Here is a 24,604-nt window from a genome sequence, read left to right as displayed (position 1 = left end):
GACGGCATGGAGAGGCTTCCTCTGGTCAACGCCGCCCGACAATCCGGTTGCACGAACGCGCGGCTTGCGGCGGGGCGCACAGGTCCCCGACGCGCGCGGCGAACGCCTGCTGCGGCGAGGGCGGATATAGCGAGGGTTGCAGGCAAGGTCCATGTATCCACGATGGGCGTGTGGGTATTGAGAAACGTTCGCAGAAACCTTCTCCCTCCCCTTTATGGGGAGGGTGGTCGCGAAGCGACCGGGTGGGGAATTTCAGGCGTACCCCACCCTGTCGTCGCTGCGCGCCGACATCCCTCCCCACAAGGGGTGAGGGAGACCACATGATCACCGCCTCCGCCCTCACCGTCTCCCGCGGCGAACGCCTGCTGTTCCACGACCTGTCCTTCTCGCTCGCCTCCGGCGAAGCCCTGGCCCTGACCGGCGCCAACGGCGCGGGCAAGACCAGCCTGCTGCGCACCCTCGCCGGCTTCATCCGCCCCGACGCGGGGACCGTCGCCTTCGCCGAGGTCGAGCCGGCCGAGGCGCGGGCCAACCATATCCACTGGCTGGGTCATCTCGACGGGCTGAAGACCGGCCGCCGCGCCCGCGAGGAACTGACCTTCCAGGCGCAATGGTCGGGCGCTTCCGCCGACGGGATCGCCGCCGCCGTCGACGTGCTGGCGCTGGAGCCGCTGCTCGACCTCGAGGTGCGCAAGCTGTCGGCCGGCCAGCGCCGCCGCCTCGCCTTCGCCCGGCTGATCGCGGCGCCGCGTCCGATCTGGCTGCTGGACGAGCCCTTCGCGCCGCTGGACGCCCGCTGGCGGGCCGCGCTCGGCCTGCTGATGCAGGCGCATCTCGACAGGGGCGGCGGCCTCATCGCCGCCGTGCACGATCCGCTGCCGCTGCCCGCGCGCGCGCTCGACATCGGAGCCGGGCGATGAGGGCGCTGCTCATCCTGTGGCGGCGCGAACTCGCCCTGGCCTGGGCCGGCGGCGGGGGCCCCCTGCTGGCCTGCGGCTTCTTCCTGTGCCTGACCGTGCTGGTGCCGCTGGCGGCAGGCGGCGATCCGGCGGGGCTGAAACCCGTCGCGGGCGGGATCGCCTGGCTGGCCCTCGCCCTGTCTTCGATCCTGTCGCTCGAGCGCCTGTTCGAGCGCGACCATGAGGACGGCGCCCTCGACCTGATCACCCTCGGCCCCGTCCCGCTGGAGCTGGTGGTCCTGACCAAGGCCAAGGCGCAATGGCTGGCAGTCGGCGCGCCTCTGGCCATCACCGCCCCGGTCGCCGCGGTCACCCTCGGCCTGCCGCCCGCCCTCGCCCCGCTGGTCGGCCTGTCGGCCCTGATCGGCGCGCTCGGCTTCGCCCTGACCGGGGCGCTGGGCGCCGCCCTCGCCCTCGGCGCCAAACGCGGCGGCCTGCTGATCGCGGTCGTGGTCCTGCCGCTGTTCATTCCGCCGGTGGTGTTCGGCGCGGGGGCTCTGGAGCGGGCCACAAACGGGCTCGATCCGACGCCGGCCCTCGCCTTCCTCTTCGCCTACGTCCTGTTCGCCGGGGTGGTCACGCCCTTCGCGGCGGCGGCGGCGATCCGGAACGCACAGGGCTGAGCCTCGTCGCGGCCTAGCCGGAATCGATGGTGAACCCTTCGTGTCCCTGGTGATGAACCCGGGAATGGATCGGGGCCCGGCTTCGCCGGGAAAGGAGGACCGCTCAGGCCTTCTTGACGAACTCCGTCCGCAGCACCAGGCCGCGCACCTTGTCGACATTGGCCTCGATCTCGTCCGTGTCGCCGGTCAGGCGGATATTCTTCACCAGCGTGCCGCGCTTCAGGGTCACCCCGCCCGAGCCCTTGACCTTGAGGTCCTTGATCAGGGTCACGCTGTCGCCGTCGGCCAGGACGTTGCCGTTGGAATCCTTGGTCACATCGTCGGTCATGGCTCGCCTCTTTCCAGACGCGACGCTCTAGCACACGACAAGACGACGGGCTCAACCAGCGCGAAGCGCGATAGCGCACCAGGCCAGCCTCAAGTAGCGCGAAGCGCGATAGCCCACTAAGAACCTCCCTGATGTTCCTCGCCAACCCCGACCGCTTCCTGCGCTTCACCCGCCCGCTGACGCCGGCGCTGTGGGGGCTGGCCGCCGTCCTGCTGACTGTCGGAACCTGGCTCTCGTTCGCCGCGCCCGAGGACTATCAGCAGGGCGACACGGCGCGGATCATGTTCGTGCACGTGCCCGCCGCCTCGGTCGGGCTGATGATCTATGCGGCCCTCGGCGTCTCCAGCTTCTTCGCCCTGGTGTTCCGCCATCCGCTGGCCGACGCCGCCGCGCGCGCCGCCGCCCTGCCCGGGGCCGCCTTCACCGCCCTGGCCCTGATCACCGGCAGCCTCTGGGGCAAGCCGATGTGGGGCGCCTGGTGGGCCTGGGGCGACGCGCGGCTGATGTCGGTGCTGATCCTGTTCCTGTTCTACCTCGGCTACATGGCCCTGCGCGCCTCGATCGACGACGAGACGAAGGCCGCGCGCGCCGCCGCCGTCCTGGGACTGGTCGGGCTGGTCAATCTGCCGATCGTGAAATTCTCGGTCGACTGGTGGAACACCCTGCACCAGCCCGCCTCCCTGCTGAGGGCCGACGGCCCGGCCATGCCGGCCGCCTTCCTCGCTCCGCTTCTGACCATGATGGCGGCCTGGGGCGTCTTCTTCCTCGCCGTCTGGATCACCTCCATCCGCACCGAGATCGTGCGCCGCCGGGTTCTGACCCTTCGCGCCCGCCGCGCCCAGGAGGCCTGAGATGATCGACCTCGACATGGGCGCCTACGCCCCCTTCGTCTGGCCCGCCTGGGGCATCAGCGCCGCCGTGCTGGCGGCCCTCGCCGTCCGGGCCGTGATCGCCGCCCGCCGCTGGAACGCCGAGCTGAAGCGCCTCGACAACGACGCCGCCCCGGCCCCGACAGGGCGAAGCCCGGTGGAGCCCCGACCATGAGCCGCTGGGTCTCCCTCATTCCGCTGGTGATCCTGGCCGCCCTCGCGGTCCTGTTCGTCGGCTGGTCGCTGCAGCGCGACCCGGCGGTCAAGCCCGACGCCCTCGTCGGCCAGCCGGTCCCGGAAACCGTCCTGCCCATACTGAACGGCGTCATCCCCGGACCCGGCCACGTCGACCTGAAGACGGCCGGCGTCGGCAAGCCGATGCTGGTCAATGTCTTCGCCAGCTGGTGCCTGCCCTGCAAGGTCGAGCATCCGAAGCTGATGGCGCTGAAGGCGCGCGGCGTCGCCGTCGTCGGCGTCGCCTGGAAGGACGATCCCGCGGACACCCGTCGCTTCCTCGACGAACTGGGCGATCCCTATTCCATGGTGCTGGTCGACCGCGAGGGCCGCGCCGGGCTTGACCTGGGCATCTCGGGCGCGCCCGAGACCTTCGCGGTCAACGCCATGGGCGAGGTCGCGGCCAAGTCATCCGGCCCCCTCGTCGACGACGCCGAGGTCGAGCGGCTGGTCGACGCCATCCAGGCCCCGCCCCGCCCGCTGCCCACCGCAACACGGCGTTAACCCCTTTTCGACGGTTTTGATTAACCCTGTCGGCATGAGCGCGATTCGTCCCGACCTGATCTCGACCCTGTTCCCGGCGCATCCCGCCGGCGCCTCGCCCGTGCGCGCCTCGCGCTCGGACTTCTTCAAGACGGCGCTCGACGCCGTTCAGGGTCCGCCCGCCGGGCCGACCCTCCGCGCCGCCACGCCGCAGCCGACCGCCGCCGCCTTCGAGGACCGTCCGGCCCGTCCGGGCGCCCTGCTGGACATCCGCGTCTAGATATTCGGCCTTCACGCGAAAATGAGCGGCGCCTTTTCGCCTGCCGTGATTAACCTCGCCGCCATGCGCACAAGGGGCTGGATCATCCCTGCGGCGGCCCTCGCGGCCGCATTGCTGGCGGCGGGGGCGGGAGCCCAGCCGTCGCCGACGCGCGTGGCCCGCCGCGACGCGCCCCCGCCCGAGCCCGTGGTCGTCGAACTGTTCACCGCCCAGGGCTGCGCCGGCTGTCCCGAGGCCAACGCCCGGGTCGAGGCCGTGGCGGGCGAGCCCGGCGTCATCGCCCTGACCTACGCCGTCGACTACTGGGACTATCTGGGCTGGCAGGACACCTTCGCCCGGCCCGAGTTCGCCCAGCGCCAGCGCGCCTATCGCCGGCCGCTGCGGCTGCGCGACGTGTCGACGCCGCAAGTCGTGATCGACGGCCGCCGCCAGGTCGCGGGAGCGAGCGGCGCCGCCCTGCAGGGCGCCATCGACGAGGAGGCCGCGCGCCGCATCTTCCCGCCCGAGATCGAGTTCCGCGAGGGCGGCGACCGGGTCGGCGTCGGCTCGGGTCCGGCCCCCGCCGGCGGGGCCGAGGTCGTGGCCGTGCTCTACACCCCGGGCCCCCAGACGGTGGAGATCGCCCGCGGCGACAACCGCGGCCGCAGCGTGCGCCACACCAATGTCGTGCGTTCGGTCCGGACGCTGGGCGACTGGACCGGCCAGCCGCGCCTCTACGCCCTGCCCACCGCGCGCGATCCGGCCCAGGCGGTCGCCATCCTGGTCCAGGCCAAGGCCGACCGGCGCATCCTCAACGGCGCCGTCCTGCCGCCCGGCTAGGGCTCAGGCCCCGGCCTTTTTCGCGAAGCCCAGGGCCCCGGCGGCCAGCATCGGAACCTGGGCGGCCATGGTGCGGGCGTGGGCGCTGGCGGCGGTGCCGTCGCGCACCCTCCCGGCGATGCCCTGGCAGATGGCCGCCAGCCGGAACAGGTTGTAGGCGAACAGCCAGTCCAGAGTCTCCGGCCTCGCCCCGGTCAGCCGGGCGTAGCGCTCGACCGTCTCCTCGACGGAGGGGATGCCCAGCGCCTTGATGTCGGCGCCCGCCAGACCGTTGCGCGCCGTGGCCGGGATCACCCAGGCGATCAGCAGATAGGAAAAGTCCGCCATCGGATCGCCGAGGGTCGACAGCTCCCAGTCCAGCACCGCCCGCACCTCCGCCGCATCCGGGGCGAGGATCAGATTGTCGAGGCGGAAGTCGCCATGCACGATCCGCGTCGGGCCCGCGGGCGGCAGGGTGGCGGGCAGGAATTCGATCAACCGGTCCATGGCCGGGATCGGCTCGATCTCCGACGCCCGATACTGCTTGGTCCAGCGCCCGACCTGCCGTTCGAAATAGTTGCCCGGCCGGCCGTAGTCGCCCAGGCCGATGGCGGCGGGATCGAAGGCGTGCAGCGCCGCCAGCGCATCCACCTGGGCGTCATAGATGGCCCGCCGCTGCACCGGCTCCATGCCGGGCAGTTTCAGGTCCCACAGGATCCGGCCCTCGACCTTGTCCATGACATAGAACATCGAGCCGATGACGGCATCGTCCGTACACAGAGCATAGGGTCGCGCAACGGGATACCCCTGCCTGTGCAGGGCCGAGATGACGGTGAATTCGCGGTCGACCGCATGGGCGCTGGCCAGCAGCGTCCCGGGGGGCTTGCGGCGCAGCACATAGGTTCGCCCCGGCGTGGCCAGCTCATAGGTCGGATTGGACTGGCCGCCCTTGAACTGCCGCACCGTCAGCGGCCCGGCGTAGGCCTCGACATGGGCCGACAGCCAGCGATCCAGCGCCGCCTCGTCCAGGGCATAGCGGGGATCGACCTCGCGGGTGCCGGAGAAGGTCGCCTGGGCGTCGTCGAGGGGCTGGGTCATGCGTCTTCCGGATGGGCGGCGATGATGGCCGCGCGCACCGCGGCGCGCCAGCCCTTCAGCAGCCGTTCCCGCTCGCCCGCCTCCATTTTCGGCGTCCAGCGCGCCGGCGCCTCGACCGGATGGTCCTCCAGATCGCCGATCAGGCCGACGCCCAGGGCCGCCAGCTTGGCCGCCCCCAGCGCCGTCATTTCCTGGAACGCCGGGCGCTCGACCACCACCTCGCAAATGTCGGCCACGAACTGCATGGCGAAGGCGTTGGCGGTGACGCCGCCGTCGACCTTCAACACCTTGAGCCTCGGCGCCCCGTCCCTGGCCAGGGCGTCCAGCAGGTCGCGGGTCTGGTAGGCCAGGCTCTCCAGCGCCGCCCGCACCATATGCGCCGGACCGCTGTCCCGGGTCAGACCCGTGATCGTCCCCCGCGCCTCCGGCTCCCACCACGGCGCGCCCAGGCCGGTGAAACCGGGGACCAGATAGACGCCGCCGTTGTCCTTCAGCGTCTGCGCCAGCGCCTCCGACTGCCGCGACTCGCTGATCACCTTGAGCCCGTCGCGCAGCCACTGGATCGCCGACCCCGCCGAGAAGATCGACCCCTCCAGCGCCCAGGCCACGTCCCCGCCGACGGCGTAGCCGAGCGTACCCAGCAGCCGGCTGGTCGAGGCCACCGGCGCCGCGCCGACATTGGCGACCAGAAACGCCCCGGTGCCATAGGTGATCTTGGCGTCCCCCGCCTTCAGCGCCCCGTGCCCGACCAGCGCCGCCTGCTGGTCCCCGGCCGCGCCGTGGATCGGCAGGGCGGCGCCGAACAGCGACGGCTCGCAGTCCCCCAGAAGATCGGCGCACCCCCGGATTTCCGGCAGGACCGCCATCGGCACGTCGAACAGGTCGGCCAGATCGGGCCGCCATCGGCGGGTCGCCAGATCCATCAGCGAGGTGCGGCTGGCGTTGGTGGCGTCGGTGACATGGCTGACGCCGCCGGTCAGCTTCCAGATCAGCCAGGTCTCGATGGTGCCGACCTTGACCATGCCCGCCGCGGCCCGGTCCCGGGCGCCCGGAACCGCGTCCAGCAGCCAGGCGAATTTCGAGGCCGAGAAATAGGGGTCGAGGATCAGGCCCGTCGCCGCCTGCACCATCGGCTCATGTCCCGCGGCGGCCAGCCGGCCGGTGGCGGCGGCGGTGCGCCGGTCCTGCCAGACGATGGCGCGGTGCAGCGGCTCCCCGCTCGCCACATCCCACAGGACCGAGGTCTCGCGCTGGTTGGTGATGCCGATCGCCGCGAACCGTCCGACGCCGCCGGCCTTGCGAATGACCTCGCGGCAGGTCTGCAGCGTCGCGGTCCAGATTTCGCCGGCGTCGTGCTCGACCCAGCCCGATTGCGGGAAATGCTGCTCCAGCTCGATCTGGCTCACCGCGACGGGCCGCAGCCCGCCCTCGGGCGCGGCCTCGAAGGCGATGGCGCGGGTGGAGGTCGTGCCCTGGTCGATGGCGAGGATGAGAGACTTCATCGGGCGACGTTAGAACGCCCGCCCCAAACCTCAAACCGTGCATCCCGGCGAAGCCGCAACCCATTGGCCTCGGCCCGCGAGCCCGGTTCATCCCGAAGAACACCAAGGCTCACGAAGGACACGAAGGGGTCGGACCCAGGCACAGGTTTCCTTGTGCCCTTCGTCACCCTTCGTGCCCTTTGTGACGAACCTTCCGACCTTGGGAAGCCCGGCTTTCGCCGGGACAGGCGGACCGGTATGAGTCGGTCCATGCACACCGCCTCCTTCTCCGGCGTTCAGGACGCCGCCCGCCAGATCGCCGGTCACGCCGTCCGCACCCCCCTGATCGAGAGCCCGGCGCTGAACGAACGCGTCGGCGGCCGCGTCCTGATGAAGGCCGAGACCCTGCAGGTGGCCGGGGCCTTCAAATTCCGCGGCGCCTTCAACCGCATCAGCCGCCTGACGCCCGACGAACTGAAGCGCGGGGTGGTGGCCTATTCGTCCGGCAACCACGCCCAGGCCGTCGCCTGCGCGGCGCGATTGATGGGCGCCCGCGCCGTCATCGTCATGCCCGCCGACAGTCCGAAGGTGAAGGTGGACGGCGTGATCGCCTTCGGCGGCGAGGTGCGGATGTACGACCGCTACACCGAGAGCCGCGAGGCCATCGGCGAGGAGATCGCCGCCTCCCGGGGCTCGGTTCTGGTGCGCCCGTTCGACGATCCCTTCGTCATCGAGGGTCAGGGCACGACCGGCCTCGAGATCATCGAACAGGCCAAGGCCGCGGGCGCCGCCCCGCTGGACCAGCTGGTCTGCGGCGCCTCGGGCGGAGGCCTGATCGCCGGCATCAACCTGGCCATGGCCGCCCTGGCCCCGCACGTGCCGGTGATCGCGGTCGAGCCGCGGCACTACAACGACATGCAGCTGTCGATCGCGGCGGGTCAGAGGGTGACCTATGCGCCGGCCCCCGGCACCATCTGCGACGCCCTGATGACCGACCGGCCCGGCGAGCTGACCTTCCCCATCAACCGCCGCGTCGACAGGGTCGAGACCGTGTCCGACGCCGAGGTGGCCGAGGCCGTCCGCTACGCCTTCCACACCCTGAAGCTGGTGGTCGAGCCGGGCGGCGCGGTGTCGCTGGCCGCCGTCCTGGCCGGCAAGGTCGAGACCCGCGGGCGCGCCACCGCCCTCGTCCTGTCGGGCGGCAATGTCGACCCGGCCCTGTTCGCCGCCATCATCGAAGACCGTTTCACCCCGGTCGCCTGAGGAACCGTCCATGAGCCGCACCGAACGCAAGGGTACGCCCACCCCCGTCGCCGACCTGCCCGGCCTGATCGGCCAGGAGGTCGGCGTCAGTCGCTGGATCCGCGTGGATCAGGCCCGCATCAACGCCTTCGCCGAGATCACCGAGGACCGGCAGTTCATCCACGTCGATCCCGTGGCGGCGGCGAAAACCCCGTTCGGGGGCACGATCGCCCACGGCTTCCTGACCCTCAGCCTGCTGTCGGCCATGACCTATGACGCCGTCCCGCCGCTGGAGGGGGTGGTGATGGGCGTCAACTACGGCTTCGACAAATTGCGTTTCCTCGCCCCCGTGCTGACCGGGTCAAACGTCCGTGGACGGTTCAAGCTCCTGTCCGCCGAGGACAAGGGCGGCGGCCGCTGGCTGCTCAAGCACGAGGTCACGGTCGAGATCGAGGGGGCGGACAAGCCCGCGCTGGTGGCGGAATGGCTGGGGATGCAGGTGGTGGGACAGGGTTGATCCTGCATCCCGGCGAAGCCGGAACCGATGCGTCGTGGTTCGAAGCCCGGAGGTTCATCACAAAGGACACCAAGGGTCAGGAGGGGCACGAAGGTATCAGCGCCGGGCACGGGCCCCTTTGTGCCCTTCGTGGAGTCGCTTCGTGTGCTTTGTGATGAATCTTCGGACCGCCGGGCCCCGCCGGAAAGCCCGGCTTTCGCCGGGATGAGCGTTATGGAGGCAGGCCTAGCCCTCCCCCAGACACCGCAACGCCACTTCCAGGTTCCTCAACCCGTCCTCGCCCGTCACCGCCGGGGGCTCGCCGGTGCGGATCGCGTGGGCGAAGGCCTCCAGCTCCTTCTTCAGCGGCTCGGCCGGCCAGCTGTTGACGGCGCGGGTCTGGTAGGAGCCGTCGGGCTGCTGACCGAAATACTCCGTGACCTGACGGGTGATCAGGTCGGCGACCACGAATTTGTTCCTCGTGGCGACCTGCAGGGTGCGCACCTTGTAGGGCGTGACCCAGTTGGTCGTGATGTGGGCGATGGTCCCGTTCTCCAGCCTGAACTGCAGCAGGGCCGTGTCCTCGCGCTCGGCCTTGGTGCGGGCCAGCTGGGGCTGGACCTCGACGATCTCGGACTCCGTCAGATGACGGATGATGTCGATGTCATGCACCGCCAGATCGATGACCACCCCGACCTCGCCCATGCGCGGCGGGAAGGGTCCGACGCGGGTGATCTGGATCGAGATGACGTCCTCGCCGTCGATGGCGCGCTTGACCGCCTCGACCGCCGGATTGAAGCGTTCGACCTGGCCGACCATGAGCACGCGGTTGTTGGCCATGGCCGCGTCGATCAGGCGCCGGGCGTCGGCGACGGTGGCGGCGATCGGCTTTTCGACCAGCACATGCACCCCGGCCTCCAGCAGGGCGACGCCCAGGTCGGCGTGGTGCCGGTTGGGCGTGGCGACCACGGCGGCGTCCAGACCGGCGGCGATGAAGTCCGCCGCCCTGGTGAAGGCCGCGGCGTCATACAGGCCGGCCACGCCCCCGGACGTCGCGGCGTCCGGGTCGAAGACGGCGGTCAGGTCGAAGTCGCGGATGTCCGACAGCACGCGGGCGTGGTTGCGCCCCATGACGCCGACGCCGGCGACGCCGATCCTGAGCGGGGGAAGATGTTGGGTCATGCGCGAACCTTAGTCGAAGCTGGCGACCGCCGCGATGATCCTGTCCTGCGTCGCCTCGTCGAGGTCGGCGTGCATGGGCAGGCTGATCACCCGCTGCATCAGCCGTTCGGTCACCGGCAGACCCTGCGGCCCGCGCGGATACCGATCGTAGGCCGGCTGCAGGTGCAGCGGGATCGGATAATAGACCGCGGTCGGCACGCCCTGGTCCTTCAGATGCGCCGCCAGACCGTCGCGGTCCTCGTGCTCGATCGTGTACTGGGCCCAGTTGGAGACGTTTCCGGCGGGCACGTCCGGCACGGCCGCCACGTGCGCGCGCAGACCTTCATTGTAGCGGGCGGCGATGCGGTTGCGCCATTCGATCTCCTGACCGAAGACCTTCAGCTTCTCGATCAGGACGGCGGCCTGGATGGTGTCCAGACGGCTGTTCAGGCCGATGCGCATGTTCAGGTATTTGGGGTCGTGGTCGAAGGTCTTGCCTTCCAGATCGCGCGCCACCGCCTTGCCGTGCACGCGCAGGGAATCGATCATCTGGGCCAGGTCGTCGTCATTGGTCAGCACCGCCCCGCCGTCGCCGTAGCAGCCCAGGGGCTTGGCCGGGAAGAAGCTGGTGGTGGTGATGTCGGCCCATTTCAGCGGATGCTCGCCATCAATGGTGCAGCCGAATCCCTGGGCCGAATCCGCGATCAGTTTCAGGCCGTACCTGTCGCAGATCGCCTTGATGGCCGGGTAGTCGGCGGGCTGGCCGAACAGGTCGACGGCGATGACCACGCGCGGCTTCAGCCGGCCTTCCTTCAGTGTCGCCTCGATGGCCGCCTCGAGATGGCCGGGGTCCATGTTGTAGGTCGTGGCGTCGACGTCGATGAACACCGGCTCGGCGTCGAACCACGGCACGATCTCGGCGGTGGCGGCGAAGGTGAAGCTGGGCGTGAAGACCGCATCGCCGCGCCCGATCCCCCAGGCCATCAGCGGCAGGGCCAGGGCGTCGGTGCCGTTGGCGCAGCCCAGGGCGTGTTTCGCCTGGCCGAAGGCGGCGAGGTCGGCTTCGAACTGGCGCACCTGCGGCCCCATGACCCAGGCGCCGGCGACGACGGCCTCCTGCACCGCGGCCTCGATCTTGCCGTTCAGGCGAAGGCGCTGGGCCTGCAGGTCGATGAAGGGGATGGTCATGGCGGCTTGGTCCTCCGGTCGCGCATGGCGAAAGCGACGCCGCCCCGGAGGGCGACGCTTTGGTCGCGCCTCCTACCAAATCGGACGCCGCCACGCCAAACCGCCGCCCGTCACTTCGCGTGACGGGTTGCAACGAGGGTGTACGGCGCCGTATGCGCAACGACCATGACCACCGGCGTTCCCGCCGTGTTTCTCGATCGCGACGGCGTGCTGATCGAGGACACCGGCTATCCCCATCTGGAAGAGCATCTGCGCCTGACGCCCGGCGCGGGCGAGGCCGTGCGGCGCCTGAACCAGCTGGGCTATCTGTGCGTCATCGTCACCAACCAGTCGGGCGTGGCGCGCGGCCTGTTCACCGAAGAGCAGATGAAGGCGTTCAACGCCCTGATCGTGCGGCGGCTGGCGGCCCGGGGCGCGATCATCGGCGCCGTCTACGCCTGCCCCTTCCATTCCGAGGGCCGGGTCGAGGCCTGGATCCATCCGGACCATCCCGACCGCAAACCCAATCCCGGCATGATCCTGAGGGCCGTCGCCGATCACAATATCGACCCGGCGAAGAGTTTCCTGATCGGCGACCAGGCGTCCGACCTGGAGGCCGCCCGGCGCGCCGGCGTCCCCGGCTTCCTGTTCGAGGGCGGAGATCTGGACGCCTTCGTCCGGGACCTGCTCGGCCATTAGCCGCAGCCCCGGCTGTGGGATTTCCTTCCCTGATGAAATAAGCTGGGGTCTGACCGCCCGGAGCCTCGCATGACCCAGACCTTCGCCGACCGCCGCTGGACCAGCGCCGACGGCCTCAGCCTCTACGCCCGCGACTATGCGGCGGCGGCGGGTCCCGCGAAACTGCCGGTCATCGCCATCCATGGGCTGACGCGCAATTCGGCGGATTTCGACGCCATCGCCCCCCTGATCGCCCAGAGCGGCCGCCGGGTCCTGGCCGTCGACATCCGCGGCCGCGGCCGGTCCGACCGCGCGCCGGACCCGATGACCTACCAGCCCGCGACCTACGCCCAGGACGTGCTGGCCCTGCTGAACCAGTCGGGGATCGAGCGCGCCGTCTTCCTCGGCACCTCCATGGGCGGCCTGATCACCATGGCCCTGGCCGCCATCCGTTCGAAGGTCATCGCCGGCGCCATCCTCAATGACATCGGCCCCGAGGTGGCGAAGGAGGGGCTGATGCGCATCGCCGCCTATTCCGGCCAGCCCGTCGACACCCCCGGCTGGCCCGAGGCCGCGGCCTATGTGAAGACGATCAACGCCGTCGCCTTCCCCCATTATACGGACGCCGACTGGGACGCCTTCGCCCGCCGCACCTTCAGGATCGGGACCGAGGGCGCGCCGGTGCTGGACTATGATCCCGACATCGCCGTGCCGATCCGAGCCGCCGGCGCGAAAGCCCTGGTCCCCAACCTGTGGCCGATGTTCAACCGCCTGGCCAGGGGCCGTCCCGTCCTGCTGGTGCGTGGCGAAAACTCGGACCTGCTGAGCCCCGGGATCGCGGCGAAGATGCGCAAGCGGGCCCCGAAGATGGACTATGTCGAGGCCCCCGGCATCGGCCACGCGCCCATGCTGGACGAGGCCGAGGTCAAGGCGGCGATCTTCCCGTTCCTGAACGAGCTGCCCTGAACGAGGCAGCAGGCAGCAGCAGATCGGGCCGCTCTATTCCTGCTGCATGATCCCTAATCCGGAACGTTGGCGTCCAGCTCGTCCAGCCACACCCGCGCCGTGGCGTCGGACGGCGCGCGCCAGTCGCCGCGCGGCGACAGCGAGCCGCCGGTCACCACCTTGGGCCCGTTGGGCAGGGCCGAGCGCTTGAACTGGCTGGTCTGGAAGAAGCGGAACAGGAATTTCCGCAGCCACGCCTTGATCACCGGCAGGTCATAGGCGACCCGCTCGGCCTCCGGCGTGTCCGCCGGCCAGTGGCCGGTCGCCGCGTCCTTCCACGCCTGGTGCGCCAGATACGCCACCTTCGACGGCCTCAGCCCGAAGCGGGTGACGTAGAACAGGAAGAAGTCGTTCAACGCATAGGGGCCGACGGTCTCTTCCGTGGACTGAATCTTTCCGTCCGCGCCTGCGGGCACCAGTTCGGGCGAGATTTCCGTGTCGAGGATGGCGCGCAGCGTCGGGCTGGCGTCCGCGCCGACCAGTTCCTTCGCCGCCACCCAGCGGATCAGGTGCCGGATCAGGGTCTTGGCCACCCCGCCGTTGACGTTGTAGTGGCTCATGTGGTCGCCGACGCCATAGGTGGCCCAGCCCAGCGCCAGCTCCGACAGATCGCCCGTGCCCAGCACGAAGGCATGGTGCCGATTGGCCAGGCGGAACAGATAGTCCGTCCTCAAACCGGCCTGCACGTTCTCGAAGGTGATGTCATGCACCGGCTCGCCCATGGCGAACGGATGGCCGATGTCGTTCAGCATCCGGGTCGCCGCCGGACGGATGTCGATCTCGGACCCAGTGATCCCCAGCGCCTTCATCAGGGTCCAGGCGTTGGACCTGGTCCCTTCCGAGGTGGCGAACCCGGGCAGGGTGAAGCCCAGGATGTTCGACCGCGGCAGATTCAGCCGGTCGAACGCCCGGCAGGCGACCAGCAAGGCCTGGGTCGAATCCAGCCCGCCCGAGACGCCGATCACGACGCGCTCGCCGTTGGTCGCCTTCATCCGGCGCATCAGGCCCTGGACCTGGATGTTGAAGGCCTCGTAGCAGTCCTGGTCCAGCCGCGCCGGGTCGTCGGGCACGAAGGGGAAACGGTCCAGCGGACGGATCAGGTCGCCGGAAGCGCGCCCGCGCCCGGCGTCGCGAATGGAAACGTCGATGAAATCGCCCGGCTTCACCTCTCGCCGCGTGCAATCGGCGAAGGTGCCGTTGCGCTGGCGTTCGAGGCCGATCCGCTCGACGTCGATGTCGGCGATGGTCAGGTGGCTCTCCATCGAGAACCGCTCGCCCTCGGCCAGCTTCGCGCCCAGTTCGTGGATCGTGGCCTGTCCGTCCCAGGCGAGGTCGGTGGTGCTTTCGCCCCAGCCCGAGGCGGTGAAGACGTAGGCGGCCATCGCCCGCGCCGATTGGCTGGACGACAACATGGCCCGGTCGTCGGACTTGCCGATCACCACATTGGACGCCGAGAGGTTCAGCAGGATGCGGGCGCCGGCGAGCGCCTGACGGGTCGAGGGCGGAAGCGGAGCCCAGTAATCCTCGCAGATCTCCGCGCCGAAGACGAAACCCGGCCGGTCCTCAACGCTGAAGATCAGATTGGCGCCGAAGCCGGTGCAGAAGCCGGCCAGATTGCAGCCGCTGCCGGAATACAGCTCAGGCGAGGCGGCGGAGAACCAGCGCTTCTCATAGTACTCCCGGTAATTGGGCAGGTAGGTCTTGGGGACGACGCCCCAGAGCCAGCCGTGGGACATGACCACGGCGGTGTTGTAGAGCCGCTCCTCGTGCCGGACGGGGGCGCCGATGACGGCGATGACGCCGACGTCCTTCGTCTCCTGGGCGATGCGGTCGATCTGCCGCTCGACCTCGTCCAGCAGGGCCGCCTGCATCACGAGGTCGTCGATGGCGTAGCCGCTCAGCGACAGCTCCGGAAACACGATCAGGTCCACGCCCTGCGCGCCCGCCTGACGGATCAGGGCGATGTGTTCCTCCGCATTGGCGACCGGGTCGGCGGTGTGCACCACCGGCGTCGCGGCGGCCACGCGGACGAAGCCGTGGGCGGCGGGGGAATGGAACGGGTGGGGCTTGGTCAAGGGCGGGCTTCCTGGCTCAGGGCGTTCTAGCGTGACAACGCGCGGCGGTCACTCCTGGCGCCCCCCCGATCCCGGCTCCCGGACCGTTATCCTCGGGCTTGACCCGAGGATCGGACCGTCCGGTGCTCGGTCAGGGAACCNCGTCCGGCGCTCCGTCGTTGAACGTGGGGACCCACCCGCGTGGCCGTCTCAACCGCATAGCCCGGCCCGACGTCTGATCCTCGGGTCAAGCCCGAGGATGACGGAAGGAGGGAAGGCGACGCGAGATAACGTGACGCGCCCGCATTGCCCCGCTAAAGCCAACCCATGAACGACACGCCGAAAAAGGGCTGGCTCTCGCGCCTGAGCGAGGGCCTTTCCCGCTCCTCGAAACAGATGACCGAGCAGGTCGTCGCCGCCTTCGTCAAGGAACCGCTCTCCGAAGCCGCCCTCGACCAGCTGGAAGAGCACCTGCTGGAGAGCGATCTGGGGCCGGCCGCGACCGACCGCATCGTCGCCCGCTTCCGCGAACTGCGCTTCGGGACCGGCGCCAACGAGCGCGAGGTCAAGGAAGCCCTGGCCGAGGCCGTCGCCGCCGAACTGGTCAACCACGAGGCCCGTTACGAGCCCTTGTCGGGCCCCCGCCCCTTCGTCACCCTGTTCGTCGGCGTCAACGGCTCGGGCAAGACCACCACCCTCGGCAAGATCGCCGCCGACCTGACCGGCCAGGGCGCGAAGGTGATGATCGTGGCCTGCGACACCTTCCGCGCCGCAGCCCGCGAGCAGCTCAAGGTCTGGGCCGAACGCGCCGGCGCGACCTTCGAAAGCCGCCGCGACGGGGCCGATCCCGCCGGCCTCGCCTTCGACGCCTACACCCGGGCCCGGGCCGAGGGCTATGACGTGGTCCTGATCGACACCGCCGGCCGGCTGCAGAACAAGTCGGCCCTGATGGACGAACTGCTCAAGATCGTGCGCGTGCTGAAGAAGATCGATCCGGAGGCCCCGCATGAGACCCTGCTGGTGCTCGACGCCACCGTGGGCCGCAACGCCCTCGCCCAGGAACAGATCTTCGGCCGCACCGCCTATGTCTCCGGCCTCGTCATGACCAAGCTGGACGGCACGGCGCGCGGCGGCGTTCTGGTGCCCGTCGCCCAGGCCTCGGACGCCCCGATCAAGCTGATCGGGGTGGGCGAGGGGATCGACGACCTGCAACCCTTCGACGCGCGGGCCTTTTCAAGATCACTGGTGGGGCTTGAGGACTGACGCATGAATGACGCCGAGACCCTGCCGCCGCCGGCGCCGAAGGAGTCCCGCCTGCGCCAGGCGGTCGATTTCAGCGGCCTGCTGGCCTTCGGCCTCGCCTTCCTGGTGATGCGTCTGCGCGGCCTGGACGGCGACGCGGCCCTGGTCAACGCCACCTGGTTCCTCGTCGCGGGCTCCGCCATCGGCGTCGCCATCGGCCTGATCGTCGAGAAGCGACTGGCCCTGCTGCCCCTGCTGGTCGGCGGATTCGCCCTGGTCTTCGGCCTTCTGACCCTGTTCACGGGCGACGGCCTGTGGGTCAAGCTCAAGGTCACCATCCTCAACACCTGCCTCGCCATCGCCCTGCTGGGCGGCCTGTGGCTCGGCAAGCAGCCGCTGCGGGCCCTGCTCGGCACGGTGATCCCGATCAATGACCGGGCCTGGCGCGTCCTGACCTTCCGCTACGGCCTCTTCTTCCTGGCGGTCGCCATCGTCAACGAACTGGTGCGCAGCGAGGCCCTCGTCGGCTGGGCGGCCGCCCGCATGGGCCGCGGCGACATCGATCCGGCCGACGTCTGGGTCAGCTTCCGCGGCGTGCTGTGGGTCGCTTCCTCGGTGTTCGGCCTGTCGCAGATTCCGCTGATCATGAAAAACCTCACCTCGACCGACGCCCCGGTCGATCCCATGGCGCCGGCCGAGCCGGACCGGGCGCCGTGAACCGCCGCCGGATCGTCCGTCGTCAAACCGTAAAACGCGGCTGCTAGCTGTAGCGTCACACCGAGGGGATACGGTCCATGGTCAAGTCCGGAAACAAGGCGAAACGCGGCGGCGGACTGGGCGCCTCGCCCAGCCATCTGATGCACCGCGTGCTGCAGCTGGCGCTCGACATCTATTCCGAAGAGACGGGCGCGGACGGCCTGACCCAGCGTCAGTTCGCCGTGCTTGAGGCGGTCAGCCACAAGTCCGGCCTGACCCAGACCGATCTGGTCCGCGCCACCGGGATCGACCGCTCGACCCTGGCCGATCTGGTCTCGCGCATGACGACCAAGGGTCTGCTGGACCGCGAGAAGTCGGCCATCGACGCCCGCGCCAAGGCGGTGCGGCTGTCCGTCGCCGGTCAGGCCGCGCTGGACGCCGCCCGACCGAAGGTCGAGGCCGCCGACAAGCGGATCATGGCCCTGCTGCCCAAGGGCAAGCGCGACGGCTTCCTCGACCTGCTGGCCGAACTGGCCGGCGAGGCCGACGCCGCCCCGGCCAAGGCCAAGGCCGACGCCCGCGCCGCCAAGAAGGCCGCGCGCGAGGCGAAGAAGGCCGAAAAGCTGGCGAAGAAGGCGGACAAGCCGGCCAAACTCCCCAAGGCCGAAAAACCGGCCAAGGCCCCCAAGCCGAAGAAGACCAAGGTGGTGGAACCGGCCTGACGGGCGGGCCCTTCCCCCATTTCGGGGGAAGGTGGCAGGCGAAGCCTGACGGATGGGGGCTCTGCCCGCATCCAGACCGGTGGGCGCAAACGCGCCGCCGGCAGCCCCCGTCCGAGCCGCTCCGCGGCCCACCTTCCCCCCGAGATGGGGGAAGGCCGGTTTGGCTCAATCCATCAGCTGCTGGCTCAGATACACATAATGCCTTGCCCACCGCCTCGCGTTGGCGACCGGGTCGGCGTCATTGGAATGCCCGCCTGACGTCTCTTCGTAATACAGATGGTCGTGCCCCTGCTCGGCCAGGCGGGCGGCGAATTTGCGCGCATGGCCCGGATGCACCCGGTCGTCGCGCGTGTTGGTGGTGATGTAGACGCGCGGATACTCCGCCTCCGGACGAAGCTGCTGATAGGCGGAATAGCGGGCGATCCAGGCCGCCTCCTCGGGGATGCGCGGATCGCCGTACTCCCCGATCCACGAGGCCCCGGCGGGCAGTTCGTGGTAGCGCAGCATGTCGATCAGCGGGCTCTCGATCACCGCCGCGTTGAACAGCTCCGGATGCTGGGTGATCGACACCGAGGTCAGGACCCCGCCGTTCGACCGGCCGTAGATGCCGGTGCGGCGCGGCGAGCTGATCCCGCGCGTCTGCAGGTCCCGCGCCACCGCCGCGAAATCGTCGAAGGCCAGCTGCCGGTTTTCCTTCAGCACGCCCTGGTGCCAGGCCGGCCCGAACTCGCCCCCGCCGCGGATGTTGGCGTTGACGTAGACCCCGCCGTTCTCGAGCCACAGCTTGCCCATCTCGGGGATGTAGATCGGCGGCTTGGACACCTGGAACCCGCCATAGCCATAGATGATCGTCGGGGCGTGCCCGTCCATGACCAGGTCCTTCGGCCGGACCACGAAATAGGGGATCTTCGTCCCGTCCGACGACGTCGCCTCGAACTGCTCGACCACATGGGTCGAGGCGTCGAAGCGGGCGGGCGCGGCGCGCAGAACCTCGGCGGTCCCGGCCCGCGCATCGGCGAGAGCGAGCGTCGAAGGCGTCAGGAAGCCTTCATAGGAATAGAAGATGCGGCCCGACTCCCGGCTGGACGAGCCCAGATGAACGGCGGCGTTTGCCGGCGCCGGCAGGGCGGTTTCGGGCCAGCCGAATTCGCCGCGGTTCTGGAACACGGCCGTCCGGCCACGGACATTGTCATAGATGCTGGCGACGATCCGATCGTCCATGACCGCCACATCCTCGACCGACTGACGGGCCGTCGGGGTGAACACCGTCTCGGCGGCGTTGGAGACGATTATCTCGTCGGGTCCGAGCGGACGAAGCTTGTCGATGACGACCGCCATCAAGGCGCCGGCGGGAATCACGTCGTCGTCCCGGCTCCACGCTTCGTCGAGCGTGAGGACCAGCCGCCCATCCATCATGCCGCGAATGCTGACCCGCTCGGGCAGGCTCAGTTTCACCGGTGTCCCGTCCACCAATTCCCACGTCTCGCTGCGGAAGGTGTCGAGCGGCCGGTTGATCAGCACGCCAAGCACGATCCCGTCCCTGTCGCGATAGACCGACGGGCTGACCCCATACCCCCCGTCGCCGATATCCCCGCGATAGACCTCGGTCGCCTGCGCCAGCGTCTGGCCGCGCTTCAGCGACTTGACGATGAAGGGATAGCCCGACTCCGTCAGCGTGTTCGGCCCGAAGTCCGTGGCCACCAGCAGCGTGTCCCGGTCCAGCCATTCCAGCCGGTGCTTGCCCTCGGGCAGGATGAAGCCGTCCTCGACCCACAGCCCCGTAGACGTATCGAACTCGCGCACCACCACCGCGTCCTTGCCGCCGTCGGACAGACTGACCAGGCAGCGCGTCTCGTCGGGCGCCAGACAGTCCGCGCCCTTCCAGACCCAGTCCCTGCCCTCGGCCCGCGACAGGGCGTCGATGTCCAGCATCGTCTCCCACCGGGTGTTCGCCGAGCGGTAGCTGTCCAATGTCGTGCGCCGCCACACGCCTTTCGGATTGGCCGCGTCCTGCCAGAAATTCCCGATCCCCTCGCCGAGGAAGCTCGGGCTCGGGATCCGGTCCGTCGCCGTCAGGATCGCCTCGGCCTGCCGGCGGAACGGCTCATAGCGCCGGTCGCCCTCCAGCGCCGCCAGCGCCCGCCGGTTGGACTCCGCCACGAAGGCCATGGCCTCGGCTCCGTTGACCTCTTCCAGCGCCAGATGGTCGTCGGCGGCGCGCACCCCGGCGGGGGTCAGGTCGGCCGGCATGTGCGGCGGGGGAGCGGCCGGCATGACGGACGGAACCTCGGCGATATCCAGCGGCCGGATCGGAACAACCGGATCGGGCCCGGCGGCGCAGGCCGCGAGCACAAGCGCCGGGATCGCGGCGGCCAGGATCAGGTGACGCATTTTCAACTCCGCTCATCCCGGCAACCCGACGGGCGGCGCGTAGCAGCCAGCCGGGACCCAGACCTTTGGGCGATCGGCGCCGCCCACGCTTGCCGTCTCTCGATCCCAGCCGCCGATGCCTCACGAAGGCGCTGGGTCCCGGCTTGGCCGGGATGAGCGTATGGTCCCGGGCTATTCCGGCGCGGGAATCTGCGTGTCCATCAGCCGCCGCGTCAGATAGGTGTATTCCAGCGCCAGRCGCCGGGCGGTCTCGCGCAGGTTCGCCCCCGCCGCATGGCCSCCGTCGGTGTTCTCGTAGAACAGCACCGGATAGCCCAGCTCCTCCAGCCGCGCCGCCGCCTTGCGGGCGTGRCCCGGATGGACGCGGTCGTCCTTGGTCGAGGTGTGGATGAAGACCTCGGGRTAGGGCTGGTCCGCGCGCAGGTTCTGATAGGGCGAATAGCGCTCGATCCAGGCCCGCTCTTCCGGCACGTCCGGATTGCCGTACTCGGCCATCCACGAGGCCCCGGCCAGCAGCTTGTGGAAGCGCAGCATGTCGAACAGCGGCACCTGGATGACCGCCGCGTTGATCAGGTCCGGCCGCTGGGTCAGCATCGCCCCCATGAACAGCCCGCCCTGCGAGCCGCCCATGATGCCCAGCTTCGGCTGGCTGGTCACGCCGCGCGCGATCAGGTCCAGCGCCACGGCCTGATAGTCCTCGTGCGCCCGCTGGCGGTTCTGCTGCAGCGCCGCCTGGTGCCAGTTGGGGCCGAACTCGCCGCCGCCGCGGGTGTTGGCGATGACATAGACGCCCCCGCGCTCGAGCCACAGCTTGCCGACCGTGGCCGAATAGCCGGGCAGCAGCGACGACTGGAAGCCGCCGTAGCCGTACAGCAGGGTCGCGTTCGAGCCGTCCATGGCCATGTCGCCGCGATGGACGACGAAATAGGGGATCATCGTCCCGTCGGCGCTGCGGGCCTCGAACTGGTCGACCGTCATCCCCTCGGCGTTGAACTTGGCCGGCAGGGATTTGGTCAGGTCCGCCTCGCCCGTCGCCGCATCGGCCAGGAACAGGCTGGAGGGGTTCAGATAGCCGGTGACGCTGACGAACACCTGGTCGTCGCGCTCGCTGGCCGAGCCGACGCCGACCGAGACGTTCTGCGGCAGGTCCAGCCGGGTGCGGCTCCATTCGCCGGCCGGGTTGGGCTCATAGACATAGACCGAGCCGCGCACGTTCTCGTACAGGGCCACGACCAGTTTGTTGCGGGTGTTGGAGATGCCCTCGATGGCCTCGCGCGGCCCGGGGCGGATGACCAGCTGCGCCTGCACGGTCGGGTCGGCCATCCAGGCCGCCAGATCATAGGCGATGACGTCGCCGGTCTTGAATTCCTGACCCGACGGCGCGGTCCAGTCCTGATCCGTGGTGAAGACCATCTGTCCACGGACAAGCGCATTGATGTTGGACTTGGCCGGCAGCTCCAGCTTCGTCGTCGTGCCGTCGGCGTTCAGCCGGTGGGTCTCGCCCTCATAGAAGCTGACGCCGCGGTTGATCAGGGTCGCCCGCACCACGCCGTCCGCGTCGCGCAGCGTATAGCCCGAGACCGAGACATCGGTCGGCTGGCCGGTGAACACCGTCTGGGCCTGATCGATCGTCTGGCCGCGCTTCAGCACCTTGACGATCATCGGATAGCCCGAGCTGGTCAGGGTGCCCGGGCCGAAATCGCGCGCGATCAGCAGGGTGTCCGCGTCCACCCACGACGCCCCGCCCTTGGATTCCTCGAGCACGAAACCGCCCTCAACCCAGGTGCGGGTGGCGCGGTCGAACTCGCGGATGGTCACCGCATCCTTGCCTCCGTCCGACAGGGAGACGAGGCAGCGGGTCTCCTCGGGCGGCAGGCAGGTCGCGCCCTTGTAGACCCAGTTCTTGCCCTCGGCCGCGGCCAGGGCGTCGAAGTCGAGGATGGTCTCCCACTGCGGCGCCTCGGTGCGGTAGCTGTCCAGCGTCGTGGTGCGCCAGATGCCGCGCACATGCTCGGCGTCCTGCCAGAAATTGTCGATCGTGCCGTCGTGATTGAAGCCCGGCGACGGGATCCGGTCGCGCGACTGGACGATCTCCAGCGCCTGCTGGTGCAGGGTCTGGAAGCGCGGATCGCCGCGCAGCACGCCCAGCGAATGCTCATTGTGGGCGTTGACCCAGGCCATGGCCCGCTCGCCGTCGATCTCTTCCAGCCACAGGTAGGGGTCGGTCGCGTCCGAGGTCGCGAAGCCGCCCGAACTCCCGGCGACGGCCGGGGCGGGAACGGAGGTCTGGGCCATGGCGGCGCTCGAAAGGGCGGTGGAAGCGAGAAGCGCGGCGAGCGCGGCGGTGCGGATCATGTGGTGTCCCCGACGGAAGTCGGGCGGCACCTTACCGGGCGACGGGCCCGCCACAAGCTGGAGCGGACGGAGGTTACGGCTTTGTCATGTTGGAAGGGGGTCCAGGTTCCAGGGGCCAGGTTCTCGGGAAGAAGATCGACGCCGCCCCAACCCCTGACCCCTGGCCCCTGGAACCTGGCCCCTCCCCTTCACGCCCCCTCGTCCGGGATGCACAGAATCTCCCCGCACGCCTTGCAGTGCACCGCGTCCGGATCGTGTTTCTGCAGGCCGCAGACGGGACAGGGAAACCGGATCTTGTGCGGCTTGAAGATGGTCTGGGCCAGACGCAGGAACAGGGTGATGCCGGTCAGCATGACCACGATCGACAGCACCCGGCCCCAGTTGCCGGGCAGGGTGATGTCGCCGAATCCGGTCGTCGTCAGGGTCGCAACGGTGAAATACAGGGCGTCCAGATAGCCGCTGATGCCGGGATGGCTGCCGCGGAAGGTGGCGTAGACGAAGCCGGTCACGACGAAGATGAAGGTCACCAGCGAGGCCAGCGCCCGGGTGATCTCCTCCACCCGCGTGTCGTCGTATTTGCGCCCCACCGTCCGCCAGAAGAACTCCGAGTTCAGCAGGGTCCACAGCCTGAGCAGGCGCAGGAAGCCGAAGTTGAACAGCCAGGCCGGAAACAGCAGGGTCGCCAGCACGAACAGATCGATCCAGGTTCCCGGCTTCTGCAGCCAGTCCCTCAGATCGGTGTGGGCATAGGCCCGCGCCGCCAGATCGGCCGCCAGAACGGCGGCGACGACATAGTCGATGACGTAGAAGACCCGCCCCGCCTCGTGCAGGATCGGGGCGACCAGGAAGAAGCCGATGATGGCGAAATCGATGGCGATGACGGCCAGCCGGAACCGCACCGCCAGCGGCGACGCGCCGTGATAGAGATAGCGCAGCCGGGCCCGCAGACGCAGACCTTCGGCCTTGACGGGAGCCGGTTTGGACGCGGGAGGGGCGGGGCTCATGGCCCCGCTTAACGCGGTTCCCTCGCCTAAGGTCCAGTCCGTCTCTATATCGGGTCTGCGATGACCCGATCCTTCGTCAAGATGAACGGCGCCGGCAACGACTTCGTCGTCGTCAATGCGCTGGAGACGCCGTTCGCGCCGACGGCCGATCAGGCGCGCGCCATCGCCGACCGCGAGACGGGCGAGGGCTGCGACCAGCTGATCGCCATCGAACCCTCCTCGACCGGCGACGCCTTCATGCGGGTGTGGAACGCCGACGGCGGCCAGGTCGAGACCTGCGGCAACGCCCTGCGCTGCGTCGGCTGGCTGCTGATGGAGTCGACCGGCAAGGACCGCGTCGTCATCGACACCCTCGGCGGCCCGACGACGGCCCGGCGCGAGAGCGACGGCCGGATCACCGTCGACATGGGGGCGCCGCGGCTGGACTGGGCGCAGATTCCGCTGGACGAGGAGATGGACACCCGGGGCATCGAGCTTCAGGTCGGACCGATCGACGACCCGGTTCTGCATACGCCCGGCGCCGTCTCCATGGGCAATCCCCACGTCGTCTTCTTCATGGATCACGCCCCGAACGACGGCTTCGTCCGCGGCACGGGTTCGCTGATCGAGCATCACCCGCGCTTCCCCGAGGGGGTCAACGTCGGCTTCGCCCATGTCGTCGCCCCCGATCATATCCGCCTGCGCGTCTGGGAACGCGGCGCGGGCCTGACCAGGGCGTGCGGCACCGGCGCCTGCGCCGCCCTCGTCGCCTGCGCGCGCCGGGGCCTGACCGGCCGGTCGGCCACGGTCGAGGTCGACGGCGGCGACCTGTCCATCGTCTGGGACGAGGCGACCGGCCATGTGCTGATGACCGGCCCGGTGGTGGTGGAACGGACGGGGACGCTGGCGGTATAGGCCGCCCGCTCTCCCGCGTGAAACCGCCCCTCCAACCGTGCATCCCCGCGAAGGCGTGACGCTGCTCGCCGGATCTATAGTCGGGTTGGCGGGAAAATATCCTCCCCGATCAACTGCTTCCGCTTTTCCCAAACTCTATTGTCAGCACCGCCTCCCGGCGGGCCCATAATATCTGCATCCCGTCGCGGGGGAGGGCGTCTGGCGCCAGGGCCATCAACGTGCGGCGGGGTGCGAACGAGCGGGAAACGTCGTCCCGGAATCGTCGCCCGGACCCTTGCGCGGCTTGAACCCTGCGGCTTGTGGAATAGTCGGGGGCGTGGGGTCGGCGGACTGCCCGGGGGGTC

The 24,604-nt window shown here is 69.6% G+C and carries 24 protein-coding genes; 15 read left to right on the top strand and 9 right to left on the bottom strand.

The genetic code is table 11. The annotated features are described in order from the left end of the window. Positions 1–320: 320 nt before the first annotated feature. Both ccmA and ccmB read left to right on the top strand, forming a co-directional pair. Positions 321–920, top strand: a complete 600-nt coding sequence (gene ccmA / locus ASD25_RS20350) for a heme ABC exporter ATP-binding protein CcmA (protein ID WP_055831641.1) — start codon at positions 321–323, stop codon at positions 918–920. Further along, entirely contained in the window at positions 917–1,582 is a 666-nt protein-coding gene (gene ccmB / locus ASD25_RS20345; protein WP_055831640.1) for a heme exporter protein CcmB, read from the top strand. Before ccmA ends, ccmB begins: the two co-directional genes overlap by 4 nt. 103 nt (positions 1,583–1,685) lie before the next feature. On the opposite strand, the gene ASD25_RS20340 is transcribed toward ccmB, so the two are convergent. Further along, a complete protein-coding gene (locus ASD25_RS20340) occupies positions 1,686–1,910 on the bottom strand; it encodes an alkylphosphonate utilization protein (protein ID WP_055831639.1) in 225 nt (74 codons plus the stop codon). A gap of 131 nt (positions 1,911–2,041) precedes the next feature. Between ASD25_RS20340 and ccmC the strand changes: the two genes are divergently transcribed. The 5 genes from ccmC to ASD25_RS20315 are packed head-to-tail and all read left to right on the top strand — an operon-like array spanning position 2,042 to position 4,595. Then, the gene (gene ccmC, locus ASD25_RS20335) at positions 2,042–2,761 is read left to right on the top strand and encodes a heme ABC transporter permease CcmC (protein WP_055831638.1); all 720 of its coding nucleotides are present in this window, start codon (positions 2,042–2,044) and stop codon (positions 2,759–2,761) included. Between the two features lies 1 nt (position 2,762). Continuing rightward, entirely contained in the window at positions 2,763–2,954 is a 192-nt protein-coding gene (ccmD, locus tag ASD25_RS20330; protein WP_055831637.1) for a heme exporter protein CcmD, read from the top strand. Beyond that, positions 2,951–3,517 carry a DsbE family thiol:disulfide interchange protein gene (locus ASD25_RS20325; protein ID WP_055831636.1) on the top strand — a complete coding sequence of 189 codons (567 nt, stop codon included), beginning with the start codon at positions 2,951–2,953 and terminating at the stop codon, positions 3,515–3,517. The genes ccmD and ASD25_RS20325 overlap by 4 nt, the downstream gene beginning before the upstream one ends. A gap of 34 nt (positions 3,518–3,551) precedes the next feature. After that, complete coding sequence (locus ASD25_RS20320; RefSeq protein WP_055831635.1) at positions 3,552–3,776, top strand: hypothetical protein; 225 nt, start codon at positions 3,552–3,554, stop codon at positions 3,774–3,776. A 45-nt stretch (positions 3,777–3,821) separates the two neighbouring features. After that, positions 3,822–4,595, top strand: coding sequence for a thioredoxin family protein (locus tag ASD25_RS20315; protein WP_235562814.1), 774 nt, complete (start codon positions 3,822–3,824; stop codon positions 4,593–4,595). Positions 4,596–4,598: 3 nt separating this feature from the next. Here ASD25_RS20315 and ASD25_RS20310 read toward each other — a convergent pair whose 3' ends face one another. Together ASD25_RS20310 and glpK are read right to left on the bottom strand one after the other, a co-directional pair. After that, the gene (locus tag ASD25_RS20310) at positions 4,599–5,672 is read right to left on the bottom strand and encodes a phosphotransferase family protein (protein ID WP_055831634.1); all 1,074 of its coding nucleotides are present in this window, start codon (positions 5,670–5,672) and stop codon (positions 4,599–4,601) included. Then, a complete protein-coding gene (gene glpK / locus ASD25_RS20305) occupies positions 5,669–7,174 on the bottom strand; it encodes a glycerol kinase GlpK (protein ID WP_055831633.1) in 1,506 nt (501 codons plus the stop codon). Before glpK ends, ASD25_RS20310 begins: the two co-directional genes overlap by 4 nt. Before the next feature lie 249 nt (positions 7,175–7,423). Here glpK and ASD25_RS20300 point away from each other — a divergent pair, with 249 nt between their 5' ends. Together ASD25_RS20300 and ASD25_RS20295 are read left to right on the top strand one after the other, a co-directional pair. Further along, the gene (locus tag ASD25_RS20300) at positions 7,424–8,416 is read left to right on the top strand and encodes a threonine/serine dehydratase (RefSeq protein ID WP_055831632.1); all 993 of its coding nucleotides are present in this window, start codon (positions 7,424–7,426) and stop codon (positions 8,414–8,416) included. A gap of 10 nt (positions 8,417–8,426) precedes the next feature. Next, positions 8,427–8,912: a MaoC family dehydratase gene (locus ASD25_RS20295; protein WP_055831631.1), complete on the top strand. Its 486-nt coding sequence runs from the start codon at positions 8,427–8,429 to the stop codon at positions 8,910–8,912. A gap of 225 nt (positions 8,913–9,137) precedes the next feature. On the opposite strand, the gene ASD25_RS20290 is transcribed toward ASD25_RS20295, so the two are convergent. Both ASD25_RS20290 and ASD25_RS20285 read right to left on the bottom strand, forming a co-directional pair. Continuing rightward, complete coding sequence (locus ASD25_RS20290) at positions 9,138–10,073, bottom strand: Gfo/Idh/MocA family protein (RefSeq protein WP_055831630.1); 936 nt, start codon at positions 10,071–10,073, stop codon at positions 9,138–9,140. A gap of 9 nt (positions 10,074–10,082) precedes the next feature. Next, complete coding sequence (locus tag ASD25_RS20285; RefSeq protein ID WP_055831629.1) at positions 10,083–11,240, bottom strand: DegT/DnrJ/EryC1/StrS aminotransferase family protein; 1,158 nt, start codon at positions 11,238–11,240, stop codon at positions 10,083–10,085. Positions 11,241–11,405: 165 nt separating this feature from the next. On the opposite strand from ASD25_RS20285, the gene ASD25_RS20280 reads away from it, so the two are divergent. Both ASD25_RS20280 and ASD25_RS20275 read left to right on the top strand, forming a co-directional pair. Then, a complete protein-coding gene (locus ASD25_RS20280; RefSeq protein WP_055831628.1) occupies positions 11,406–11,918 on the top strand; it encodes an HAD-IIIA family hydrolase in 513 nt (170 codons plus the stop codon). 69 nt (positions 11,919–11,987) lie between these two features. Next, complete coding sequence (locus ASD25_RS20275) at positions 11,988–12,863, top strand: alpha/beta fold hydrolase (protein ID WP_055831627.1); 876 nt, start codon at positions 11,988–11,990, stop codon at positions 12,861–12,863. Positions 12,864–12,916: 53 nt separating this feature from the next. Here the strand turns inward: ASD25_RS20275 and ASD25_RS20270 are convergent, their stop codons facing one another. Continuing rightward, a complete protein-coding gene (locus tag ASD25_RS20270; protein WP_055831626.1) occupies positions 12,917–14,977 on the bottom strand; it encodes an NAD(+) synthase in 2,061 nt (686 codons plus the stop codon). Between the two features lie 306 nt (positions 14,978–15,283). Between ASD25_RS20270 and ftsY the strand changes: the two genes are divergently transcribed. The 3 genes from ftsY (at position 15,284) to ASD25_RS20255 (ending at position 17,616) form a co-directional block, all read left to right on the top strand. After that, positions 15,284–16,219 (top strand): signal recognition particle-docking protein FtsY, encoded by a 936-nt coding sequence (ftsY, locus tag ASD25_RS20265; RefSeq protein WP_055831625.1) that lies wholly within the window; start codon positions 15,284–15,286, stop codon positions 16,217–16,219. 3 nt (positions 16,220–16,222) lie between these two features. Beyond that, the gene (locus ASD25_RS20260) at positions 16,223–16,915 is read left to right on the top strand and encodes an inner membrane-spanning protein YciB (protein WP_055831624.1); all 693 of its coding nucleotides are present in this window, start codon (positions 16,223–16,225) and stop codon (positions 16,913–16,915) included. Between the two features lie 77 nt (positions 16,916–16,992). Next, positions 16,993–17,616 (top strand): MarR family winged helix-turn-helix transcriptional regulator, encoded by a 624-nt coding sequence (locus tag ASD25_RS20255; RefSeq protein WP_055831623.1) that lies wholly within the window; start codon positions 16,993–16,995, stop codon positions 17,614–17,616. A 165-nt stretch (positions 17,617–17,781) separates the two neighbouring features. Here ASD25_RS20255 and ASD25_RS20250 read toward each other — a convergent pair whose 3' ends face one another. The 3 genes from ASD25_RS20250 to ASD25_RS20240 form a co-directional block, all read right to left on the bottom strand. Further along, complete coding sequence (locus tag ASD25_RS20250) at positions 17,782–20,007, bottom strand: prolyl oligopeptidase family protein (protein WP_055831622.1); 2,226 nt, start codon at positions 20,005–20,007, stop codon at positions 17,782–17,784. A gap of 171 nt (positions 20,008–20,178) precedes the next feature. Continuing rightward, positions 20,179–22,362, bottom strand: a complete 2,184-nt coding sequence (locus ASD25_RS20245; protein ID WP_055831621.1) for a prolyl oligopeptidase family protein — start codon at positions 22,360–22,362, stop codon at positions 20,179–20,181. A gap of 188 nt (positions 22,363–22,550) precedes the next feature. Beyond that, positions 22,551–23,366, bottom strand: a complete 816-nt coding sequence (locus ASD25_RS20240) for a potassium channel family protein (protein ID WP_055831620.1) — start codon at positions 23,364–23,366, stop codon at positions 22,551–22,553. Positions 23,367–23,426: 60 nt separating this feature from the next. Between ASD25_RS20240 and dapF the strand changes: the two genes are divergently transcribed. Next, positions 23,427–24,260: a diaminopimelate epimerase gene (dapF, locus tag ASD25_RS20235; RefSeq protein ID WP_055831619.1), complete on the top strand. Its 834-nt coding sequence runs from the start codon at positions 23,427–23,429 to the stop codon at positions 24,258–24,260. The last annotated feature ends 344 nt before the right edge of the window (positions 24,261–24,604 follow it).

Source organism: Brevundimonas sp. Root1423 (assembly GCF_001426805.1).
The sequence above is the reverse complement of the archived record's forward strand: the minus strand, read 5'-3'. Positions and strand labels throughout refer to the sequence as shown.

Bases quoted from the DNA above. Each gene is read 5' to 3' on its own strand.
- ccmA (WP_055831641.1), top strand. From the start codon at position 321: ATGATCACCGCCTCCGCCCTCACCGTCTCCCGCGGCGAACGCCTGCTG.
- ccmB (WP_055831640.1), top strand. From the start codon at position 917: ATGAGGGCGCTGCTCATCCTGTGGCGGCGCGAACTCGCCCTGGCCTGG.
- ASD25_RS20340 (WP_055831639.1), bottom strand. From the start codon at position 1,910: ATGACCGACGATGTGACCAAGGATTCCAACGGCAACGTCCTGGCCGAC.
- ccmC (WP_055831638.1), top strand. From the start codon at position 2,042: ATGTTCCTCGCCAACCCCGACCGCTTCCTGCGCTTCACCCGCCCGCTG.
- ccmD (WP_055831637.1), top strand. From the start codon at position 2,763: ATGATCGACCTCGACATGGGCGCCTACGCCCCCTTCGTCTGGCCCGCC.
- ASD25_RS20325 (WP_055831636.1), top strand. From the start codon at position 2,951: ATGAGCCGCTGGGTCTCCCTCATTCCGCTGGTGATCCTGGCCGCCCTC.
- ASD25_RS20320 (WP_055831635.1), top strand. From the start codon at position 3,552: ATGAGCGCGATTCGTCCCGACCTGATCTCGACCCTGTTCCCGGCGCAT.
- ASD25_RS20310 (WP_055831634.1), bottom strand. From the start codon at position 5,672: ATGACCCAGCCCCTCGACGACGCCCAGGCGACCTTCTCCGGCACCCGC.
- glpK (WP_055831633.1), bottom strand. From the start codon at position 7,174: ATGAAGTCTCTCATCCTCGCCATCGACCAGGGCACGACCTCCACCCGC.
- ASD25_RS20300 (WP_055831632.1), top strand. From the start codon at position 7,424: ATGCACACCGCCTCCTTCTCCGGCGTTCAGGACGCCGCCCGCCAGATC.
- ASD25_RS20295 (WP_055831631.1), top strand. From the start codon at position 8,427: ATGAGCCGCACCGAACGCAAGGGTACGCCCACCCCCGTCGCCGACCTG.
- ASD25_RS20290 (WP_055831630.1), bottom strand. From the start codon at position 10,073: ATGACCCAACATCTTCCCCCGCTCAGGATCGGCGTCGCCGGCGTCGGC.
- ASD25_RS20285 (WP_055831629.1), bottom strand. From the start codon at position 11,240: ATGACCATCCCCTTCATCGACCTGCAGGCCCAGCGCCTTCGCCTGAAC.
- ASD25_RS20280 (WP_055831628.1), top strand. From the start codon at position 11,406: ATGACCACCGGCGTTCCCGCCGTGTTTCTCGATCGCGACGGCGTGCTG.
- ASD25_RS20275 (WP_055831627.1), top strand. From the start codon at position 11,988: ATGACCCAGACCTTCGCCGACCGCCGCTGGACCAGCGCCGACGGCCTC.
- ftsY (WP_055831625.1), top strand. From the start codon at position 15,284: ATGAACGACACGCCGAAAAAGGGCTGGCTCTCGCGCCTGAGCGAGGGC.
- ASD25_RS20260 (WP_055831624.1), top strand. From the start codon at position 16,223: ATGAATGACGCCGAGACCCTGCCGCCGCCGGCGCCGAAGGAGTCCCGC.
- ASD25_RS20255 (WP_055831623.1), top strand. From the start codon at position 16,993: ATGGTCAAGTCCGGAAACAAGGCGAAACGCGGCGGCGGACTGGGCGCC.
- ASD25_RS20250 (WP_055831622.1), bottom strand. From the start codon at position 20,007: ATGCGTCACCTGATCCTGGCCGCCGCGATCCCGGCGCTTGTGCTCGCG.
- ASD25_RS20240 (WP_055831620.1), bottom strand. From the start codon at position 23,366: ATGAGCCCCGCCCCTCCCGCGTCCAAACCGGCTCCCGTCAAGGCCGAA.
- dapF (WP_055831619.1), top strand. From the start codon at position 23,427: ATGACCCGATCCTTCGTCAAGATGAACGGCGCCGGCAACGACTTCGTC.